Raw genomic sequence first — 20,055 nt, forward strand, 5'->3', positions numbered from 1 at the left:
ACACTGTGACCGACCATCTGCTCAATCTTCACACCGACGTGCTCGCCGCCATGCGCCGCGCTCCGAGGGGTTTCAGCCGGATCGCAGCCGGACTGTCGGAGACGGACGACGGCCACGACGCGGACCTGGACGTCTTCCGGGCACGCTTCGCCGCGGCTGACCCGGGACTCATCACGGTCTGGAGCCGCGCACTCTCCCAGTGGGACGCAGCACTGACCGCCGACTGGTCCAGCGCCCCGCCCTGCTCGGATGCCCGCCGTGCCGATGTCCACGCGCTCCTGCGTTTCGATGACGACCTGTCCAAAGCACTGGACACCGCGATCCCTGTCGACAAAGGCCCACAGCCCGTCGTGATCAGCGAGAGCAATCAGGCTTGGTACACCCGGGACAAGGCACTGGCCCGCGCGTTCTACTGGCCGGCGTACGAGGACCTCCTAAGGCGCAAGGGCTGGAGCGAGGCGGCGATCGCCAGCCTCGGCGAGGCCGCCCACAACGTCGTCGAACGGCTCGCGGACCCGGCACGGCCGGAGGCGTACGCGGCCCGGGGCCTGGTCGTCGGCTATGTCCAGTCCGGCAAGACCGCCAACTTCACCGGTGTCATAGCCAAGGCGATGGACTCCGGATACCGGCTGGTCATCGTGCTGGGCGGCACGCTGAACCTGCTGCGCGGCCAGACGCAGCGGCGGCTCGACATGGAACTGATCGGGCAGGAGAACATCCTGCGCGGCGCAGATCCGGAGGATCTCGACGCATTGATCGGTGTCGACTACCAGGATGACGAGGACTGGCCCACGAAGTTCGTCTCGCACGGCGGCCGGCCTTCTCATCGCGGAGCATTCGACATCGAACGCCTCACCACGAAGGACAAGGACTACCAGTCCCTGGAGCGGGGAATTCGGGCGCTCGACATCGAGAAGGTGGAAAAGGCCCTCCCTCTCCACGACCCTGCGAATCTGCATCATGCCGCAGCCCGCGTGATGGTGGTCAAGAAGAACAAGTCGGTCCTGACGAAACTCGTCAACGATCTGAAGAAGATCGGCCCGATCCTCGGCGAGGTACCGGCACTCATCATCGATGACGAGTCCGACCAGGCATCCGTCAACACCACGAACCCCGCCTCGTGGGAAGAAGACAAACCCAACCGGTCCGCCATCAACGGTCTGGTTTGCGAGCTCCTGCGCCTGATGCCGCGAGCCCAGTACATCGGCTATACGGCGACCCCCTTCGCCAACGTATTCGTCGACCCCGACGACTCCGCCGACCTCTTCCCGCGCGACTTCCTGATCTCGCTCCCCCGTCCCGTCGGGTACATGGGCGTGGAAGATTTCCACGATCTGCACTCCGATCTGCCCGGCTCCGAGCAGACGGTCGCGACCTCTCAGGAGGCTGCTCACGTGCGCGGCATCGACAGTGGCACGGGTGACCGCCTGCTGGAAGCAATGGACGCCTTCGTGCTCGCCGGGGCTCTGAAGCTCTACCGAGCGGCGAACGGCGTCCCCGAAGGCTCTTTCCGCCACCACACCATGCTGGTTCACGAGTCGGTGCGCGTAGCGGACCACGCGGTGCTCGCCGACCGCATCAGGGGGCTCTGGGATTCCTCCTACATGAGCAGCGAGTCTCACAGCCGCCTGACCGCGCTTTTCGAAGGTGACCACAAACCCGTATGCAGCGCCCGGGCTGACGGTCTCCCCGTCCCCGGCTCGTACGAGGAGCTGCGCCCCCACATCAGCCGAGCCCGGCAGCTCATCGCATCTGGCGGGAGCCCGGTACTCGTCGTCAATGGCGCGAACGAGAAGGACTACGCGCAGCCCGGACTGGACTTCGACCGCACGCCTCACGTCTGGAAGATCCTCGTGGGCGGCACCAAGCTGTCCCGTGGCTTCACGGTGGAAGGTCTGACCGTCACCTACTACCGCCGGAAGACCCAGCAGGCAGACACCCTGATGCAGATGGGACGCTGGTTCGGGTTCCGCCCCGGCTACCGCGACCTCGTACGCCTCTACATCGGCCGTCAGGAACCCTTCGGGAAGGACAAGACTCTCGACCTGTACGAGGCCTTCGAGGCGATCTGCCAGGACGAGGAGGCCTTCCGGTCCGAACTCGCCCAGTACGCAGAGATGATCGACGGCGAGCCTCAACTGACGCCCATCCAGGTGCTTCCGCTGGTCTCGCAGCATCTCGGCCTCATCAGGCCGACAGCACGCAACAAGATGTTCAACGCTGAACTGACGGAAATCCGGTCACCAGGAAGGCCCATCGAGCCGGCCGCCTATCCTCGGGATGGTGCGGTGATCGCGGCCAACGCCAAGCGCTGGCTGCCACTCCTTGAAGTGTTCGGCCGCGCCTCTCAGACACTGGAGCTGCCCCCGGACGAGACCAGCCCTCTCACACGGAGGTTTGAGGCAAAGACGTCGCTGATCCCACACGGCAGCCTGGTCAGCGTCCTGCGTCAACTGGAGTGGGAAGGCGACAATCACTTCGCCCCACACCTCAGCTATCTCTCCAAACTCGACGGCGAACTCGCAAAGGTGAACGACTGGCTGCTCGTCGCACCGCAGACAACGTCCAGCCGGCGGGTCGAAGCGCGTGTGCTGGGCTCTGCGCCAACCTCGCTGGTCCGACGTAGGCGCCAGCTCGACAAAGCTGCGTTTGGCCGCATATCCGGCATGGAACATCGCCGCTGGGCCGAATCCGTCATCAGGGAAGCGGGCGAGGGCGTCAACAGCGCCCGATCAGATGCACTGGGTGTGGGGCCCCACACGGGCATCGTTCTGCTCTACCCCGTGGTCGAGACATCCAGTGACGCAGGGCTCCTCTCTGCCGTCGACAACGGGACCGCAGACCCCAAGCAGGTGATTATGGCCTTCACGGTCGTCTCACCCACCGCAGCCAACGACTCCTCCCGCCGCTTGCTCCGCTATAGGGCCATGCGGTCTGGTATCTGATACCCCCGGCACGGGCGGCCATGATGCGCCTCATGGCCAGCCGTGTTCGCCCTCACCATGCGGCACCATCATGCATACGATCAGAAAAGGACCGGTGTTTTGCTGCCCCTGGACGTTACAGCCGCGACCAACATCCACACGCAGGCGCTCATCGAAAGCGACCCCGAGCTGTCAGCAGTACACAAACGCCTCCTCCGTCTCGACCCAGCAGGCCAGCGATTCGCCAACGTTCTCCGCGACACGATTGACCAACTCCTCAACGGCGAAGTCACCGGCCGGTACGACTGGAAGACACTATTCAAGACCGAGAAGACCCACGCAGGAACACTCGTCGAGATCAACCTACAGCGAGAGTTCTCCTTCGATGACGGCGTCGACATGGACTACAGAATCGCCGACGTCGATGTCGACTGCAAATACTCCCAGCAGTTCGGTGGCTGGATGATCCCGCCCGAGGCTATGGATCATCTCTGCCTCCTGGTCTGGGCGGACGACTACAAGAGCCGGTGGAGTGCCGGACTGCTCCGCATCACACCTGAATGGCTCAACCAGGGAAACAACCGAGACCTGAAGATGACGGTCAAGGCGGAGTACCGGAATAGAATTCTCTGGCTCTGGCACGATGCGGAACTCCCAGAGAACGTCCTGCTCCACATGAGCCCCGCGGACCGGACTGCGGTGTTCTCTCACAAGTCTGGGCAAGCCCGGCTCGACGAACTGTTCCGGCGCGCCCAGGGCCGCCGGATCGGGCGCAATGTCGTCCGCACTGTTGCCCAGCAGAAGGACTACATGAAGCGCGTCCGCGGGAATGGAGGCTCCAGGTCCTCTCTCCGCGACGAGGGAATCATCATCATGGGTGATTACCGGGCTCACCAGGACATCGCACGAAAACTAGACCTCCCCATCCCCCGGGAGGGTGATTTCGTCAGCGCCCGCGTCGTCGAGACGGACGGCCAGTGCGGTCGGCCGTACGCGGAGATCGACGGGGCCGCCTGGACCCTGGCGGGCCCCGACGACCTTGCCACGATTGCCCCATTCCTGCCCGCACACAGTGCTGTCGGCGCCGGCACCGGCGCTACAGAGGGATGACGCTCGTGTCTGAGGCAGCCGGATATTCCAGTTTGAGCGACAGGGCCCTTCAGGACGTCGCGAAATGGTTTCTCAACCAGAAGGGCTTCGAAGGGAAATTCCAAGATGCCATCCGGACCTCACTGGACGAGGTGTTCGACGGAAAGCGTACAGGCCGATACAGAATCGACGACCTAACGAAGACCGAGAAAACATACATCGGAACAAAAATCGAGATCGTTATCCAGGACACCTTCTCGATTCAGGGTGGCCAACCGAAGAAACTGGACTACCTGATCCTTGGCCATGAGGTCGATTGTAAGTTCACCATCGGAACAACATGGGAAATCCCTCGCGAGGCAGTGGGGAAGATCTGCCTTCTAGTGAGGGTTAGCGAGGAGAAAGAGAGCTTCAGCGTAGGACTACTGCGCACCCGGACAGAATTCCTTACAGGGGCATCAAATAGCGACGGGAAGAAGAAGGTGTCCGCGGCCGGAAAGCGGCATATTCAGTGGATTTCAAATGGGGCGCACTTCCCGAAGACTCTACTCCTCACCCTGCCGGAAGATAAAATCAAGCACATCTTCAAGGAGAACAGCTCCGGCCAGGACCGGATCAACACATTCTTGGAATTGGCGCAAGGGGTCCTCATCGATGGCGAGACATTGGACACAGTTTCCCAGCAGCGCGACGGGATGGCGCGCCTCCGCGAAGGGGAGGGTAGAGCCCGCACGGTGCTTCGCGATCAGGGAATTCTGATCGCCGGCCACTGGCAGAAACACAAAGGCGTCCTCCAGCAACTGGAAGTCCCCCTCCCTCGCATGCCTCGCCGCGGCGAAATCGTCAGCTTCCGAGTGGTGAAGGCACAACCAGAGCACGGAGAGCGCCCCAGGGCTACGCTCGATAAGGAGGCCTGGGTTCTCGCCACCCCCGACGACCTGAAGGAACCAGGCCCCCGGCTTCCCAGCGTAAAGAAGAAGCCTTAAATGACCTCGTGGGTCCCGCCAGAAGGATCGTGGGCGTCCTCAGCTGCACGGCGTCGGAACATGCAGGCGATCCGAAGCCGTGACACCAAGCCAGAGCGGTTGGTCCGCAGTCTCCTGCATGCCCGGGGACTGCGCTACCGGGTGGCTGCCAAACCTCTCCCGGACCTCCGACGGACCGCAGACATCGTCTTCCGTCCGGCAAAGGTGGCCGTGTTCATTGACGGCTGCTATTGGCACGGCTGTCCAGAGCACTACGTGCCCCCGAAGACCAATAGCAGCTACTGGTCAGATAAGGTCGCGCGGAATATGGCCCGTGACCGCGATACGGACCAGCGCCTCCAGGAGGCCGGCTGGGCCGTGCTCCGGTTCTGGGAGCACGAGCCATCCAGCGACTGCGCCCTGCGGATCGCAGCAGAGGTCGACAAACGCCGTGCCCGCAGGGACGACGCTGCGGGCACGGGCTGATCAGGCGTTCCTGCGGTCCCGCTCTCGGGCAGCCTCCAGGACCTGAATGATCGACTTTCCGACTGCCGCGGCCACTGGCGGCGGGAAGGCATTGCCCACCTGCCGGTACTGCGCGGTCTTGCCTCCGTCGAACTCCCAGCCCTTCGGGAAGCCCTGGATGATTGCGGCCTGCTCCACCGTGAGCATCGGCCCGTCGTCACCCAGGAGATCCCGGTCCTCAGTCTGCTTCGTCTTGCACGTGTCGGCGTCATTGGCCACACCAAGACCTGACACACCGAGCATCTTCCATGCCGCCTTGGCCCGGCTTGGTCCGAGGTCCGCGCCGCCGTGCTTCTTCGAGCCGCCCACGAGAGTCGGGGCGATACCTCCGCCCTTGCCCTTCAGCTCGGCGTCACGTTCCGTCGCCCGCGCCAACCACCGGTCGTAGGCATCGCGGGCACGCTGCGCGTAAGCACCTTCGAAGTAGGGCTCGTAGCGCTGCAGCATGGTTGCCTCGAGCGCCTCCACCACACTCACCGGATCCTCGTGCGTGGGTGACGGCCACTCGTACTTCACGTCCTTGAGCACGTCATTCCGAATGGCCACCAGAATGGCGCGGGGACGAAGTTGCGGAACACCGAAGTCACTCGCCTCAAGGACCCCCCACTTGCACACCGTGTAACCGAGACCGGCCGCCGTTGCGACGCTGCCGTCCTCTTCGCGGTACTTGCCGCCCTGCAGCTGGGCGACGATCCAGTCTCGGTAGTCGGAGAATTTGGGGTCCATGATCCCCCGAACGTTCTCAATCATCACCGCACGGGGGTTCAGCTGCTTGACGAGCTGCATCATCCTCGGGAAGAGGTCACGCTCATCGTCCTTGCCCAGCTGCTTGCCCGCATGCGAGAACGGCGGGCACGGCACGCCGCCTGCCAGAAGGTCCAGGCCGTCCTGCTCCAGAAGCCTGCCGCTCTTCCTCAGGTCCCTGGCGGGCTCGAACTCCTTGACGTCCGTGGGAGGCAGAAGATCACAGTGCTTCTTCTCCCAGGCCCACGCCTTCTGCGAGTCGATGTTCTTGCGGAGCGTCCCGACAGCGTGCGTGTCGATCTCCACGAGCGCGAGATGCCTGAAGCCGGCCTCATGCAAGCCAATGGCCTGCCCGCCAGCTCCAGCGCAGATTTCAATCGAGGTGAACTTCGCACCAGTGCTGGTCATGCACCCTCCTTCGAACACGTACCCCGCTGATGCCCTGTGCCACCAGCTATCACAGAGGGTGACAGACCCCACTGACAACCTTCCCAAGTGTGCGCCACGAATCGGCGTGATCCATACTCTCCACACCCGATAGCGAACACCCGTACGATATCCGCCATGCGAAGCCCTGCGTGGACCTGGGATGAACTGCTGCTTGCCTGCGCCCTCGTCGTCAAGAACGGCTGGCGGGAGCTCCGAGTAGGTAATCCCGCTGTGACAGAGCTCTCTGACCTGCTCCGGTCCCTGCCCCTGCCGGAGCGGTCCGGTCTGGCCCAGCGCCTCCCCGAATACAGGTCCGTCGGGAGCGTCTCCCGCAAGACGACGGACCTTGCTTCTAACCATCCCGGCTACTCAGGCAAGCCCACCAAGGGCGGGAGTCTGGACAAGCTGATCATCGGGGCGTTCCTCACCCGCGAGGCCTCGATGCTTCAGGCCGCGCAGGCCATCGAGGACGGCATGGGGTCCGGCCGCCTTGCACTGATCCCCGAGCAGCCCGATGAAGCAGACGAAGGCGGGGCAACCGCTTCAGAGGGGCGGCTGCTCGCGCGGTGGGCGATCTCTCGCGAACGGAACCCCGCATTGCGAAAGCGCAAGATCAGCCAGGTCCTCAAACTCGGCCTGCCCTTGGAGTGCACGGTCTGCACCTTCAACTTCAGTTCTGCGTACGGAGCACTTGGCGACGGATACATCGAGGTGCATCACACCCTCCCGCTCCACATTTCGGGGCCGCGCGAAACGAAGCTGAACGATCTTGCTCTGCTGTGCGCGAACTGTCACCGCATGTGTCATCGCAACCACCGCGGGGCGACATGGCGGACGCCGGACGAATTGAAGGCGGAGATGGAGCAGATTGTGCATCCCCCGCTCCGCTAGTCACCCCGACGGCAGCCACTTTCCTTACCTGTGCGTGCTGGGCTGACGGATGATCCGGGCAGCCGGAGAGCTTCTCAGGAGCCAAACGGCAGAGCGAGCTGTTGGTGCCCGCGGGCCAGGGCCGTTGGTGGGGTGGGGCGGGTGGTGGTCAGGGTGAGGAGGGTGCGGAGGGCTGCGATGACTTCCGACGGGGTGTCTCTGATCATCGAGGGGGTGGCGCTGACCACCAGGATGCCGTGGGACTCCAGGCGGAGGCGGCGGTGGAGCGTGGCGTGCCAGGAGTCGCGGTTGTAGTGGTACTCCGCCGAGTCGATCTCCAGGGCCACGCCCTCGTCGGGCCAGTAGGCGTCCGGGCTCGCCAGGAACGTGCCGTCCGGGGTGTGGAGACGGGCGTTCCAGAGGGGGGTCGGAAGGTCCGTGGTGGAGAGGACGTCGCGGGCCTGGGCCTCGGCCACCGAGCGGACTCCGGCGAGGAGTTCCGCGGCTGCCGCGCGGATCGTGGGGCGGGTCAGGAGGCGGGCGGCACGGAGTTCGGCGTGCAGGTCGTGCGGGTGGCACCAGCCTGACTGGACGACCTGGGCGAGGACCGAGCGGATCCGGTCCGCCGGCTCGTCGGTCCGGGCCGCGAAGTCGGCGGCCGCGCGTACCGGGCGGGTGCTCGGGATGCCCGAGACGGTGATGGTGCGGGGCCAGCGGCTGGTGGGGTACGGGCGTACCTCCGGGGACCCGGCGAGCTTGCGCGGGGCGCGGATCAGGACGTCGGCGGGGGTGTACGGGGCTTCGCGGATCCCGAGCAGGGCGAGGGCCGCGCCGCCGGTGAGGGCGGCGGTGTCGCCGGAGAGCGGGTCGGAGCCGGGCTCGGCGGCATAGAGGACGGCGGCGAGGGCGCGTTGGCGCTGGTCCGGGGGGCCGGTCTGGAGGAGGTAGACGCGGGGCAGCAGACGCTGCCAGGGCCCGCCGGGGCGGGTGCGGGAGGTGATCGTGCCGGGTGGGATGCCGGCGGTGGTGGTGAGCTGGTGGCGCGTGGCGAGGTTGAGCTGGCGGCGGGCGGTGGGGTGGGGAGTTGGGGTGGAGGTGAGGGTGGCAACCGGAGTGGAGTTGGGCGTGAGGGTGGGCGTGGCTCGGGAGGGCCTGCCGGGGCGGGTGGCGGGCCTGGATCGTGCCGTATGGGTGGGGCGCGTGGTGCCTGTGGTGGGGTTCATGGGCGCGGTATGCCCCGCCCGTGGGGTTCGGATGCCCTGCTGGGCGATGTTTCGAGGCCGCCTCCGGGTGAGGTGCGGGAGGCGGGGGGCCTGGTTACGCCGCCCGGTTCGGGTGGTCCGGGGACAGGAAGACGATGACGCCCGTCTCCGTGCCGGGGAGGGGTGCGACCTCGTGCCAGCCCAGGCGGCGGTACGTGGCCACCGTGTTCTTGGCCAGGCGGCTGGTCAGCAGCCAGGCGCGGCGGTCCGGGGCGTCGGTGGTGATCTCCGTGAGGAGGTCCCGGGCGGTGCCGCGGCCGCGCGCGTAGGGGCGTACCGCGAGTTCGTCTATCTCCAGGGCCCCGGTGAGGAGTTCCTTCACCCGGGCCGACCCGAGCTGCGCCGCGACCTGGGCGTACGCACGGTTCTTCGGGAAGGCCGCCGGGGTGATCCAGCCCGTCGCGAAGCCGTCGATGCCGGCTGCGGACTGGATGAAGGCGGTACGGAATCCACGGCGCCGGGCGTCGGCCGGGAGGCGGGTGGCGAACTGGCGAATGGTTTCTTCGTCTTCGTTCCACGGCGGGGCGGAGAAGACGTCGGCGTAGGCGTCGACCAGTTCGTCCGCGAGGTCGAGGACGGCCTGTCCGTAGCAGATCACGATGTCCTGGCTCCTGATGTGGGTGGGGTGGGATGAGGGGTGGGAGGGGCTGGGTGGGCGGGAGGGGGTGAGGTGGTTTGCCCCTTTGGATGGGAGATTGAATTTATGCCCATCCGGTTCCCCGAGCAGACATCGCGCGGATCCGGCGAGTGTGCGACAAATCCCCTCGGCACGGTCCGTGTCGGGCGGCCGGGCGGCCGCGTTGAGCAGCACGTGGACAGACTGCTTCGGGCCGCCGGCGGGGCCGGGCTCGCGTTTCTGCTCGTGTTGGGTGTGGTGGCGGTGCTGCCGCGCGGTGTGCGGGACGCGGTGCCGGAGCCGGTGATCGGCGGGGCCGTACTGGTGCTGGGCGCGGTGGGGGCCCGACGTGTGGTCAAGGGGTCGAGTTAGCCTCGGGGGCTAGTAGGTGTGCGCATCTAAACCGATGAACCGATGAGGTGAGGGAGTTGGACAGCATGGCACGGGTACCGAGTTCTGCAGTGGCGGCCGCCGGTCTGGTCGGCGGTTACGCCGTCGCGCGGTGGACCAAGAAGCGGCCGCTCGGTGGTGTCGTGCTCGGCGCCGCGGGCATCGTCGCCGGGCGGGAGTGGCACAAGCGCGGCGGCGCCCCCGCCGCGGCCGGGCTCGGGGCGCTGTATCTCGCCGGGTTCGCCGGTGCGCACCCGCTGGCGAAGAAGGTCGGCGCCTGGCCGGCCGTCATCGGCGCCGCGGGCGTGGTCGCCGCCGCCTCCTGGGCCGTCGCAGACCGGGGCTGAACCCCGTCCCCGGTCCGTGTGGCACCCGTTCGTGCCACGTGTCAGGATTTCCGGCATGCCTGAACGCGCGCTGAGCTTCGGAGACAGGGCGGAAGCGTACGAGCGGTTCCGGCCGGGGTGTCCCGCGGAGCTGTTCGACCTCGTGCGGGAGTACGCCGGCGGTCCGGTGCGGAGCGCCCTCGAAATCGGGGCCGGGACCGGCAAAGCGACCCGCCTGTTCGCCGGACGGGGGGTCGCGGTCACCGCCACCGAGCCGGACGGGGCCATGCTCGCCGAGCTGCGCAGGCACGTGCCGGCGAGCGTCACGGCGGTACGGGCCTCCCTCGAGGACCTGGAGCTGGGGCTGGAGCTGGGGCTGGACCTGGAGCTGGAGCTGCGCACGGGCCGCCGCCGGTACGGGCTGGTCTACGCGGTGTCGGCGCTGCACTGGACCGACCCGGAGGGACGCTGGGCGCGGGTGGCCTCCCTGGTGGAGCCCGCGGGCGTGTTCGCCTCGGCAGGCGGGCAGGTGCAGCCGGCCGACCCGGCCGTGACGGAGGCCGTTCGTGCGGCACGGGCGCCGTTCCTGGACAGCGACGAGGTCCCGTCCCCGGACGGGACACCGCCCGAGCGGGCCATGCAGTGGCCGGGGACGGAGCTCCGGCGGTCCGCCTCCGCCTGGTTCACCGACGTTCGGCAGGCGGTGATCGGCCGCCGCTTGACGATGAGCGCCGACGACTACCTCGGCTACCTCTCCACCGTCTCGGCCTATCTCGTCCTGCCGGCCGCCGAGAGGGAGCGGGTGTTCCGCCGGATCGCGCGGGTCCTGCCGGCCCGCGTCGAGATCGTCGCCGACGTGGTCGTCCATCTCGCCCGTCGCCGCTGATCGCGCCGGGCGCCGGGGGGCCGGGGGCGGCCGGGGCGCCCCGCTACGCGCCGAACGCGCGCGACAGGGTGTAGATCAGGAGGCCCGCCAGGGCGCCGACCACCGTGCCGTTGATGCGGATGAACTGGAGGTCGCGGCCGATGTGGGCCTCGATCTTGCGCGAGGTGTGCTCCGCGTCCCAGCCCGCCACGGTGTCGGTGATCAGCGAGGTGATCTCCGTCCGGTACGTGGTGACCACGTAGACGACCGCGCCCTCGATCCAGCCCTCCACCTTGGCCTGGAGGCGGCCGTCCGTGGCCAGCCGGGCGCCCAGGGACATCAGTGAGGAACGGACCCGCAGGCGCAGCGTGCTCCGTTCGTCCTCCGCCGCCGAGATGATCATCGAGCGGACCGCCGTCCAGGTGGAGGCGATCACGTCCTGGATCTCCTCCCGCTGCAAGATCTCCGACTTCAGCCGCTCCACCCGCGCCCGCGTCTCCGTGTCCGACTGGAGGTCCGCCGCGAAGTCCGCGAGGAAACGGTCCACCGCCCCGCGCGCCGGGTGCTCCGGCATGTCCCGCATCTCCTGGACGAAGCGGAGCAGTTCCTTGTAGACGCGGTCGCCGATCTTGCGGTCCACGAACCTCGGGGTCCAGCCCGGCGCCCCGCCCTGCACCGCCGCCTCCACCGAGTCGGCGTGGGTGACCAGCCAGTCGTACGCCCGCGCGCACACCAGGTCCACGACCCGGCGGTGGCCGCCGTCCGCGACGACCTTCTCCAGCGTCTTGCCGATGCCCGGTGCGATCTCCGCCGTCTCGGCCCGCCGCGTGATCGCCTCGCCCACGACGGCCTGTACGTCGGAGTCCCGCAGGACCGTCAGTGCCCCGCGCAGGGCCGTGGCCAGCTCCGCCGTGACCCGGTCGGCGTGCGCGGGCTCGGCCAGCCAGGCGCCGAGCCTGCCGCCGATGCCGAGGGCGTGCAACCGCGTGCGCACCACGTCGGCGGAGAGGAAGTTCTCCCCGACGAACTCCCCGAGCGAGACGCCGAGCTGGTCCTTCTTCGTCGGGATGATCGCCGTGTGCGGGATGGGCAGGCCGAGCGGCCGCCGGAACAGGGCGGTGACCGCGAACCAGTCCGCGAGCGCGCCCACCATGCCCGCCTCGGCGCCGGCCGCGACGTACCCGGCCCAGCCGCCCGCGCCCGCGTGCTCCGCCCACTTCGCCGCCACGTAGATCAGCGCGACCAGGACCAGCAGGCCGGTGGCGGTCCTCTTCATCCGGCGGACGCCGCGCCGGCGCTCCTCGTCCGCCTCGCTGAACACGAAGCCGCCTCGTGCCGTAGCCGTAGCCGTAGCCGTAGCGGTAGCCGTCGTACTGCCCTGCTCCACGTGTTCCTGCCTTCCCCCGGGCGACGGTTTCGTCCGCAAAGCGTCCGACTTCATAGGATCCGACTCCCGGGGCGCCCGGGGAGTTCCCGGCGCGCCGTACTGCTCCCCCGTGTGTGGACCGCCGAGCCCTACAGCTCCTTGCGCGGCTTCTGCTTCGAGACCGCCCGCTGCTTCGGCGGTTTCACCTTCACCTCGACCCCGCCCCAGAAGGCGAGGCCCGTCACGACCACCCGCGGAGCCCCCGGCTCCACCGGGCCGGGGCTGTCGCGCTGGTCGAAGCCGCCCATCACGCCGATGCCGCGTACGTCGACCTCGATGCCCGGCGGCACGATGATCTGGATGCCGCCCATGATGGCGACGCAGTTGATCACGACCTCCCGCTGCGCGAAGTTCGCCTCGCGCAGGTCGATCTCACCGCCGCCCCAGAACGCCACCGCGTGCAAGCGGGCGGGCACGGTCCAGTTGCCCTTGCGCTGGAAGCCCGACATGACCGCCACGGCCATGGCCGGACCGCCCGCCGACCCTCCGCCGCCCACGATCCGGGCCGGCCAGGCGGCTTCCGAGCCCGCGGGTGCTCCCGCCTTGGTCAGCCCGACCGGGGCGGCCGCGATCGGAGCCGTCGCGCCGGGCGCGGGCAGATCCCGCGTCAGCGGTTCGAGCTCGGCGTACGTACGGGACCGGTAGGCCGCGTCCAGCCGCTCCTCGAACTCCTCCATGTCGAGCCGGCCCTCGGCGACGGCGTCCCGCAGCCGGTCCACCACCCGCTCCCGGTCGGCGTCCGAAGCCCTCAGCTCCGGCAGCAACGGCTTCTCGGGCCGCGGCGTCTCGGGCCGCTCATCACTCATGCGGACCAGCCTATGCAGTCACCCCGGAGAGCGGTACGGCCCGAACCCCGCTCCGGCTCAGGGTTGTCCCTGATTTATCCCCGCCCCGTTGCCGCCGCCCCCAGCCCCGTTACCCCCGCCCCGCGTACATCCGCGCGATCACGTCCTCGATGTCCGGCTCCCGCACCGACAGGTCCAGCAGCGGATACTCCGCCGCCACCGCCGCCACCAGCGGAGCCGCCGAAGCCCGCGCCGGGAACGCCAGCCACTGCCGGGCGCCCTCCACCTTCACCACCCGCGCCCCCGCCACCTCGATCGGCGGGAGCTCCCGCTCCAGGTCCACCACCAGCGTCCGCTCGCTCGCCGCCGCACCGTCCGCGGCGCCCGCCGTGTGCAGTCCGCCCAGCGAGCCGTCGTAGACCAGCCGCCCGTGGTCGATCACCATCACCCGCTCGCACAGCTGCTCGATGTCCTGGAGATCGTGCGTGGTCAGCAGCACCGTGGTGCCGAGCTCCTCGTTCAGCTGCCGCAGGAAGCCCCGTACGCTCGCCTTGCTCACCACGTCCAGCCCGATGGTCGGCTCGTCCAGGTACAGCACGTCGGGGTCGTGCAGCAGCGCCGCCGCGATGTCCCCGCGCATCCGCTGCCCCAGCGACAGCTGCCGTACAGGTACGTCGAGCAGCTCGGCGAGGTCGAGCCGGTCCACGCAGCGCTCCATGTTCTCCGCGAACCGCGCCGGCGGGATCCGGTACATCCGCCGCATCAGCGCGTACGAGTCCTTCAGCGGAAGGTCCCACCACAGCGTCGTGCGCTGCCCGAACACCACCCCGATCCGGTGCGCGAGGCGCATCCGCTCCCGCGCCGGGTCGATGCCGGCGACCCGCAGCCGGCCGCCGCTCGGGGTGAGGATGCCGGTCAGCATCTTGATGGTGGTCGACTTGCCGGCGCCGTTGGGCCCGATGTAGCCGACCATCTCGCCCCGGGCCACCTCGAAGCTGATCCCGTCCACGGCCCTGACCTGCCGTTTCTCCCGGCGCACCAGGCCCACCCGGCGCCGTACGTCGAAGACCTTCTCGACCTCGTGCAGTGAAATCAACGCATCCGACATCAGCGCCTCCGACACGGCTAGCTCCCCGTACTCCGGTACGAACGGACCCCCGCGCGCCAGGCCAGCGACGCGGGGAGGAACACCACGAAGGCCACCAGCGGGCTCGCGTACGCCACCCACCCCGGCAGCCCCAGCGGATCGGGCCGGCCCAGCACGTACAGGGCGGGCAGCCAGTTGACGAAGGCGAGCGGCACGATGAAGGTGACCCCGCGCAGCAGGTCCTTCGCGAAGACGGTCGGCGGGTACTGGAGCATGGTGCAGCCCCCGTAGGTGAAGCTGTTCTGCACCTCCGCGGCGTCCCCGGCGAGGAACTGGAAGGCCGCGCCGCCCACCATCACCGCGCCGAAGATCGCCGCCCCGGCGGTGATCATCACGGGCAGCATCAAGGCCTTCCCGACCGTCCAGTGCACCTGGTCCAGCTCCGAGACGGCCCACCCCAGCACCACGAGCCCCTGCGCGATCCGCCCGAGCCGGCGCAGTGCGAACCGGTCGGCCGCCACCTGGGCGAGCACCGGGACCGGGCGGACCAGCATGGTGTCGAGGGAGCCGTCGCGGATCCGCGAGCCGATCCGGTCGGTGTTGCCGAGCAGCAGGTCGGCCAGGCCCAGGGAGGCCGAGCAGGACCCGTACAGCAGGGCGATCTCGGGCAGCGTGAAGCCGCCCAGCTCGTCCACGTGCGAGAACATGATCATGATCGCGACGAAGTCCAGGAGGGTGATGGCCGCGTTGCCGAAGGTGGAGAGGAAGAAGGACGTGCGGTACGTCATCGTCGACCGGATCCACATCGCGGCGATCAGCCCGTAGCCGCGCAGCCCTTCCAGGACCCGGCTGCGCCGCGGGACGAGGAGCCCGGACCCCGCCCCCGCCGCGCCCGTCGCGCCGGTCGGCGCGGCCTTCCCGAGGCCGCCCTCCGCCACCCGCTCAGCCACCCTGGACCACCACCTTCCGCGTCGCGGCCGCCTGCAGCAGCCGGCCCAGCCCGAGCAACACCACGGCCCACGCGGCCTGGAAGCCCAGCCACCCCGCCGTACGAGCGGCCCCGGCGCCCCCGCCGCCCCCGCCGAGCAGTACGTCCACCGGCACCTGGAGCATCGCCGCCCAGGGCAGGAGGCGGACGAACTCCCCGAAGCCGCCCGGGAAGACGGTCAGCGGCAGCAGCATCCCGGAGAAGAAGATGGAGACGACCGTGGCCATCATGTTGATCCCGGCCCCGTCCATCAGCCAGAACGCCGCCAGCCCCAGCAGGTAGCGCAGCGCGAAGCTCACCACCAGCCCGAGGAACACGGACACGAGGAAGAGCAGCCAGCGCAGCGGATCGGTCGGCAGCGCCAGCTGGAAGGCGAGCCCGCCGACGATCAGCGGTACCACGCCGCGGCCCAGGAGTTGAAACCCCGCCCGGCCCAGATCACCCGCGAGCCACCACGTCTGGAGATCGGCCGGACGGTACAGGTCGACGGCGATGTCACCCGTACGGACGCGTTCTTGGAACTCCTCCTGGAAGCCTCCGCCGATCAGGGCTCCGGCGGCGAGCAGCGCCTGACTGACCCACATGAACGTGAGGGCTTCGGACTGGTCGTAGCCGCCGAGTCCGGGCCGTTCGTCCCAGAGCGCGATGTAGGTGTAGGCCAGGATGAAACCGAACACGGTGTTGGTGAACACCCCAGCCGCGGTGGCCGTCCCGTAGGTGGCGTACCGGCGAAAGCCCCCGGCCGCGACCGCTCCGTAGAGCCCGGCTCGCCCCACCACCGGCTGGCGCACCTCGTCCCCTCCGTTTCCCAGGTCGTTGCTGCGTCGTTCCTGTGTCGGCCAAAGCGCGCGAGCTTAGTGCGGAGGGGCGATCCACGCGAACGAATTACGCCCGTCCGGAGCGGAAGCGGCGGCCATCGGGTAGACAGCATGAGGTACAGATGTGGATATTTCGTACGGCGCCGAGGAGTCCCGGAGATGAGCGACCCGTCACCACCGCCCGGCTGGACGCCTCGCGATCCCGACACCCCCGACGGGCAGCAGGCTCCGGGCGCCGACGCGCGCCCGCCCTCCGGAGCGCCGGCCCCGCCCCAGAGCGCCAAGGAGGCCAAGCGGGCGAAGAGACAGCGGGCGAAGGCGGCGAAGAAGGCCAAGCGCAAGCGCACCGGCTGGCGCCGCCTCTTCCCGACCTGGCGCATGGTCCTGGGCGCGTTCCTGCTCCTCGCCCTGCTCGTCTGCGGCGGCCTCGTGGCCGGCTACCTGCTGGTCCACATCCCGCCCGCCAACGCGGCCGCCACGGCGCAGTCCAACGTCTATCTCTACACCGACGGCACCCAGCTCGCCCGCGACGGCGAGGTCAACCGCGTCAACGTGCCGCTCTCCCAGATCCCCCTGACGGTCCAGGAAGCCGTACTGGCCGCGGAGGACCGCGACTTCCACTCCGAACGGGCGGTGGACCCCGCGGCGATGCTGCGCGCCGCCTGGAACACCGCGACCGGCAAGGGCACCCAGTCCGGATCGACCATCACCCAGCAGTACGTCAAGAACTACTACCTGGGCCAGGAACAGACGATCAAGCGGAAGGTGAAGGAGTTCTTCATCGCGATCAAGCTCGGTCGTGAGAAGTCGAAGAACTACATCCTCGAGGGGTACCTGAACACCAGTTACTTCGGCCGCAACGCCTACGGCATCCAGGCCGCCGCCCAGGCCTACTACGGCAAGGACGTCGGCAAACTCACCACCGCCGAGGGCGCGTACCTCGCCACCCTCCTCAACTCCCCCAGCGCCTTCGACGTGGTGGCCCACCCCCAGGGCCGCGGCCGCGCCCTCGCCCGCTGGAACTACGTGCTCGACGGCATGGTCAAGAAGGGCTGGATGACGCCCGCCGAACGCGCGGCCACCCAGTTCCCCGAGCCCGGCAAGGTCCGCCCGGCCGCTGGCCTCTCCGGACAGCGCGGCTACCTCGTCGAGGCCATCAAGGACTACATCGTCGAGAACAAGATCCTCGACGACAAGACCCTCGCCGAGGGCGGCTACCGCATCACCACGACCATCGACAAGGCCCGCCAGACCGCCATGGTCGACGCCGTCAACGACAAGATGGTCAGCAAGCTCGAACCCGACAAGCGCAAGGCGGACCGCGTCGTGCGCACCGGAGCCGTCTCCATCGACCCGGCCACCGGCAAGGTCGTCGCCCTGTACGGCGGCATCGACTACACCAAGCAGTACGTCAACAACGCCACCCGGCACGACTACCAAGTGGCCTCCACCTTCAAGCCGTTCGTCTTCGCCTCCGCCGTACAGAACGGCTCCCGCACGCAGGACGGCCGCACGATCACCCCGTTCACGATCTACAACGGCGACAACAAGCGGCGCGTCGTCGGCACCCGCATCCCCTACGCACCGGAGAACGAGGGGCAGGTCAGCTACGGCAACATCACCGTCAACACCGCCACCGACCTCTCCGTCAACACCGTCTTCGCCCAGATGGTCGTCGACGTCGGCACGGACAAGGTCAAGCAGACCGCCATCGCCCTCGGCATCCCCGAGAACACCCCGAACTTCGACCCGGGACCGGCCATGGCCCTGGGCACCATGCAGGCCAGCGTCCTGGACATGACCCAGGCCTACGCGACCCTCGCCGCCCACGGCCGCCACATCCCGCACACCTTCGTCGAGAAGATCACCAAGGAGGGTGACACCATCGCCCTCCCGGCGCGCGACCCGGCCCAGGCCGTCAGCCGCGAAGCCGCCGACACCACCACGTCCATGCTGGTCAGCGTCGTGGACAACGGAACCGGCACGGCCGCCCTGGCCGCAGGCCACCCGGCCGCCGGCAAGACGGGGACCGGCGAACTGGACCGCTCGGCCTGGTTCGCGGCGTACACCCCGAACCTGGTCACGGTCGTCTCGATGATGGGCCAGGACCCGGACACCGGCTCCCTGGAATCCCTCTACGGAGCCCTGGGCGAGGCCCGCATCGGGGGCGGCGGCTACCCGGCCCGGATCTGGGCCCAGTACACGAAGACGGCCCTGGCGGACAGCGACCCCGTGGACTTCGACCTGGAGCTCATGCCGGGCGCGAACCGGCCCCCGCAGCCCCCGCCCGTGGATCCGGACCCGAGCCAGTCCGAGGAGGAGACCCCGGGCGACCGCCCCTCCGGCCGGCCGGGCCGCCCCACGCGGACCCCGTCGACGGGCGGACAGACGAACGGAGGCCAGACGACGGGCGGCCAGACCACCGGAGGCCAGACGAACGGGGGCCAGACCACCGGAGGCCAGACCACGGGCGGCCAGACCACCGGAGGCCAGACCACGGGCGGCCAGACGACCGGAGGCGAGACCACCGGAGGCCAGACCGACGGCGGCGCCACGACGGGCACCCAGGGCGGCACCACCGAGGGCCTGCGCCCACCGGCGGACCTACTGGAGTAACTGGAGCAACCAGGGCAGCCCGGTCGCCACTCAGTGACCGGAGGTCGCCTTCAGCCCCACGACGGCGACCAGCAGCAGGCAGATGAAGAAGATCCGGGCGGCGGTGACGGGCTCCCCCAGCACCGCCATACCGAGCACCGCCGCCCCGGCCGCGCCGATACCGACCCAGACGCCGTAGGCCGTACCGATCGGCAGGGTCTTGGCCGCGTACGACAGCAGCACCATGCTCGCCACGATGCCGGCACCGGTGAACACGCTCGGCCACAGCCGGGTGAAACCTTCGGTGAACTTCATGCCGATCGACCAGCCGACTTCGAGCAGACCGGCGAGAAGCAGCAGAACCCAGGCCATGACAGGCACCTCCGGAACGAGAGCGGAACGGGGTGCGTCGTCTTGTCATGCAGCCATCGGCAACAGCGCGACAGCCACCCGGTACGGCGCGTCTCGTCGGGGGTTCCCCACCACCGTAGCAAAACCGAACGAAAAGGGCCGGTGACGATCGTCACCGGCCCTTCCTCGGTCTCATCCCGCGGGGCTAGAGATAGAGCCCCGTGGAGTCTTCCGACCCCAGCCGCTCGGCGGCCACGGCGTGCAGGTCCCGCTCCCGCATCAGCAGGTACGTCGCCCCGCGCACCTCCACCTCGGCCCGCTCCTCGGGGTCGTACAGCACCCGGTCCCCCGGCTCGACCGTCCGTACGTTCTGCCCGACCGCGACCACCTCGGCCCAGGCCAGCCGCTTGCCCACCGCGGCCGTCGCCGGAATCAGGATGCCGCCGCCCGAGCGGCGCTCACCCTCCGGCGAATCGGATTTCACGAGCACGCGGTCGTGGAGCATGCGGATGGGCAGCTTGTCGTGGGTGGTGGTGTTCTCGCTCACGCCCCGAACCTACCCGCCCACACCGCCCCCGCACCCCGCAGGGTCATCAGTCAGCGCTTGCGTCGCGCCGACATCACCAGCAGGCCCACGACACCGGCCGCGAGCAGCGCGACCGGCACGATCCGCTCGACGCGCGGGGCGCCGTCGTCGTGGCGCAGCCCGTCGCGGGCGTCGGTGACGAGGCGGTTCACCGTCGCCACCGCGCGGCCGACGACGTGGTCGATGTTGCCGACCATCCTCGCCTTGGCGTCCCCGACGATCGTCTTGGGGTGCATGCGCACCCCGATCTCGTCGAGCGCCTCGGCGAGCTGCTCGCGGCGGCGGACGATGTCCGCCTCGATCTGTGCGGGGGTCCTGGCTTCCGGCACCGCGCTGCCTCCGTCGTCGTGGTCGGTCCCTCGGCGGGCGTAGCCCACCGTGAACAGTCTGTCAGCAGCTTAGTCTCGACACCGT

The 20,055-nt window shown here is 68.8% G+C and carries 20 protein-coding genes; 9 read left to right on the forward strand and 11 right to left on the reverse strand.

Translation table 11 applies throughout. The features are described 5' to 3' along the window. Positions 1 to 5 precede the first annotated feature (5 nt). The 4 genes from ACFRU2_RS25865 (at position 6) to ACFRU2_RS25880 (ending at position 5,464) form a co-directional block, all read left to right on the forward strand. Complete coding sequence (locus tag ACFRU2_RS25865; RefSeq protein ID WP_382976177.1) at positions 6 to 2,945, forward strand: Z1 domain-containing protein; 2,940 nt, start codon at positions 6 to 8, stop codon at positions 2,943 to 2,945. Positions 2,946 to 3,044: 99 nt separating this feature from the next. Next, positions 3,045 to 4,034 (forward strand): NaeI family type II restriction endonuclease, encoded by a 990-nt coding sequence (locus ACFRU2_RS25870; RefSeq protein WP_382976179.1) that lies wholly within the window; start codon positions 3,045 to 3,047, stop codon positions 4,032 to 4,034. 5 nt (positions 4,035 to 4,039) lie between these two features. Next, a complete protein-coding gene (locus ACFRU2_RS25875) occupies positions 4,040 to 4,999 on the forward strand; it encodes a NaeI family type II restriction endonuclease (protein ID WP_382976182.1) in 960 nt (319 codons plus the stop codon). After that, positions 5,000 to 5,464, forward strand: coding sequence for a very short patch repair endonuclease (locus tag ACFRU2_RS25880; RefSeq protein WP_382976185.1), 465 nt, complete (start codon positions 5,000 to 5,002; stop codon positions 5,462 to 5,464). Here the strand turns inward: ACFRU2_RS25880 and ACFRU2_RS25885 are convergent, their stop codons facing one another. Next, positions 5,465 to 6,655 (reverse strand): DNA cytosine methyltransferase, encoded by a 1,191-nt coding sequence (locus ACFRU2_RS25885; protein ID WP_382976187.1) that lies wholly within the window; start codon positions 6,653 to 6,655, stop codon positions 5,465 to 5,467. 156 nt (positions 6,656 to 6,811) lie between these two features. Between ACFRU2_RS25885 and ACFRU2_RS25890 the strand changes: the two genes are divergently transcribed. Beyond that, on the forward strand, positions 6,812 to 7,567 hold the full coding sequence (locus ACFRU2_RS25890) for an HNH endonuclease (protein ID WP_382976189.1): 756 nt from the start codon (positions 6,812 to 6,814) through the stop codon (positions 7,565 to 7,567). Positions 7,568 to 7,641: 74 nt separating this feature from the next. On the opposite strand, the gene ACFRU2_RS25895 is transcribed toward ACFRU2_RS25890, so the two are convergent. Next, the gene (locus ACFRU2_RS25895) at positions 7,642 to 8,769 is read right to left on the reverse strand and encodes a hypothetical protein (protein WP_382976192.1); all 1,128 of its coding nucleotides are present in this window, start codon (positions 8,767 to 8,769) and stop codon (positions 7,642 to 7,644) included. Between the two features lie 94 nt (positions 8,770 to 8,863). After that, positions 8,864 to 9,406 carry a GNAT family N-acetyltransferase gene (locus ACFRU2_RS25900; RefSeq protein ID WP_382976195.1) on the reverse strand — a complete coding sequence of 181 codons (543 nt, stop codon included), beginning with the start codon at positions 9,404 to 9,406 and terminating at the stop codon, positions 8,864 to 8,866. 213 nt (positions 9,407 to 9,619) lie between these two features. On the opposite strand from ACFRU2_RS25900, the gene ACFRU2_RS25905 reads away from it, so the two are divergent. The 3 genes from ACFRU2_RS25905 to ACFRU2_RS25915 all read left to right on the forward strand — a co-directional run bounded on the left by ACFRU2_RS25905 (position 9,620) and on the right by ACFRU2_RS25915 (position 11,026). After that, entirely contained in the window at positions 9,620 to 9,796 is a 177-nt protein-coding gene (locus ACFRU2_RS25905; RefSeq protein ID WP_250741163.1) for a hypothetical protein, read from the forward strand. A 65-nt stretch (positions 9,797 to 9,861) separates the two neighbouring features. Beyond that, positions 9,862 to 10,161, forward strand: coding sequence for a hypothetical protein (locus ACFRU2_RS25910; protein WP_375949072.1), 300 nt, complete (start codon positions 9,862 to 9,864; stop codon positions 10,159 to 10,161). 55 nt (positions 10,162 to 10,216) lie between these two features. After that, entirely contained in the window at positions 10,217 to 11,026 is an 810-nt protein-coding gene (locus ACFRU2_RS25915; protein WP_382976199.1) for a class I SAM-dependent methyltransferase, read from the forward strand. A gap of 43 nt (positions 11,027 to 11,069) precedes the next feature. Here ACFRU2_RS25915 and ACFRU2_RS25920 read toward each other — a convergent pair whose 3' ends face one another. From ACFRU2_RS25920 to ACFRU2_RS25940, 5 genes are all read right to left on the reverse strand, one after another. Further along, the gene (locus ACFRU2_RS25920) at positions 11,070 to 12,446 is read right to left on the reverse strand and encodes a DUF445 domain-containing protein (protein ID WP_382976201.1); all 1,377 of its coding nucleotides are present in this window, start codon (positions 12,444 to 12,446) and stop codon (positions 11,070 to 11,072) included. Between the two features lie 74 nt (positions 12,447 to 12,520). After that, positions 12,521 to 13,237 (reverse strand): DUF1707 domain-containing protein, encoded by a 717-nt coding sequence (locus ACFRU2_RS25925; RefSeq protein ID WP_382976204.1) that lies wholly within the window; start codon positions 13,235 to 13,237, stop codon positions 12,521 to 12,523. Between the two features lie 109 nt (positions 13,238 to 13,346). Further along, the gene (locus ACFRU2_RS25930) at positions 13,347 to 14,324 is read right to left on the reverse strand and encodes an ATP-binding cassette domain-containing protein (RefSeq protein WP_250741155.1); all 978 of its coding nucleotides are present in this window, start codon (positions 14,322 to 14,324) and stop codon (positions 13,347 to 13,349) included. Between the two features lie 17 nt (positions 14,325 to 14,341). Continuing rightward, positions 14,342 to 15,253 (reverse strand): ABC transporter permease, encoded by a 912-nt coding sequence (locus tag ACFRU2_RS25935; protein ID WP_382976207.1) that lies wholly within the window; start codon positions 15,251 to 15,253, stop codon positions 14,342 to 14,344. Continuing rightward, positions 15,246 to 16,082, reverse strand: a complete 837-nt coding sequence (locus ACFRU2_RS25940) for an ABC transporter permease (protein ID WP_382976210.1) — start codon at positions 16,080 to 16,082, stop codon at positions 15,246 to 15,248. The genes ACFRU2_RS25935 and ACFRU2_RS25940 overlap by 8 nt, the downstream gene beginning before the upstream one ends. Before the next feature lie 186 nt (positions 16,083 to 16,268). Here ACFRU2_RS25940 and ACFRU2_RS25945 point away from each other — a divergent pair, with 186 nt between their 5' ends. Further along, positions 16,269 to 18,725 carry a transglycosylase domain-containing protein gene (locus ACFRU2_RS25945; protein ID WP_382976212.1) on the forward strand — a complete coding sequence of 819 codons (2,457 nt, stop codon included), beginning with the start codon at positions 16,269 to 16,271 and terminating at the stop codon, positions 18,723 to 18,725. A gap of 30 nt (positions 18,726 to 18,755) precedes the next feature. Here ACFRU2_RS25945 and ACFRU2_RS25950 read toward each other — a convergent pair whose 3' ends face one another. The 3 genes from ACFRU2_RS25950 to ACFRU2_RS25960 all read right to left on the reverse strand — a co-directional run bounded on the left by ACFRU2_RS25950 (position 18,756) and on the right by ACFRU2_RS25960 (position 19,970). Next, entirely contained in the window at positions 18,756 to 19,076 is a 321-nt protein-coding gene (locus ACFRU2_RS25950) for a multidrug efflux SMR transporter (protein WP_030026576.1), read from the reverse strand. Positions 19,077 to 19,260: 184 nt separating this feature from the next. Further along, complete coding sequence (locus ACFRU2_RS25955; protein WP_250741151.1) at positions 19,261 to 19,602, reverse strand: co-chaperone GroES; 342 nt, start codon at positions 19,600 to 19,602, stop codon at positions 19,261 to 19,263. A 50-nt stretch (positions 19,603 to 19,652) separates the two neighbouring features. Further along, positions 19,653 to 19,970, reverse strand: coding sequence for a DUF3618 domain-containing protein (locus ACFRU2_RS25960; protein WP_382976368.1), 318 nt, complete (start codon positions 19,968 to 19,970; stop codon positions 19,653 to 19,655). Positions 19,971 to 20,055: the final 85 nt, after the last annotated feature.

The organism is Streptomyces sp. NPDC056883, from assembly GCF_042788835.1.
GTDB lineage: Bacteria > Actinomycetota > Actinomycetes > Streptomycetales > Streptomycetaceae > Streptomyces > Streptomyces stoeckheimensis.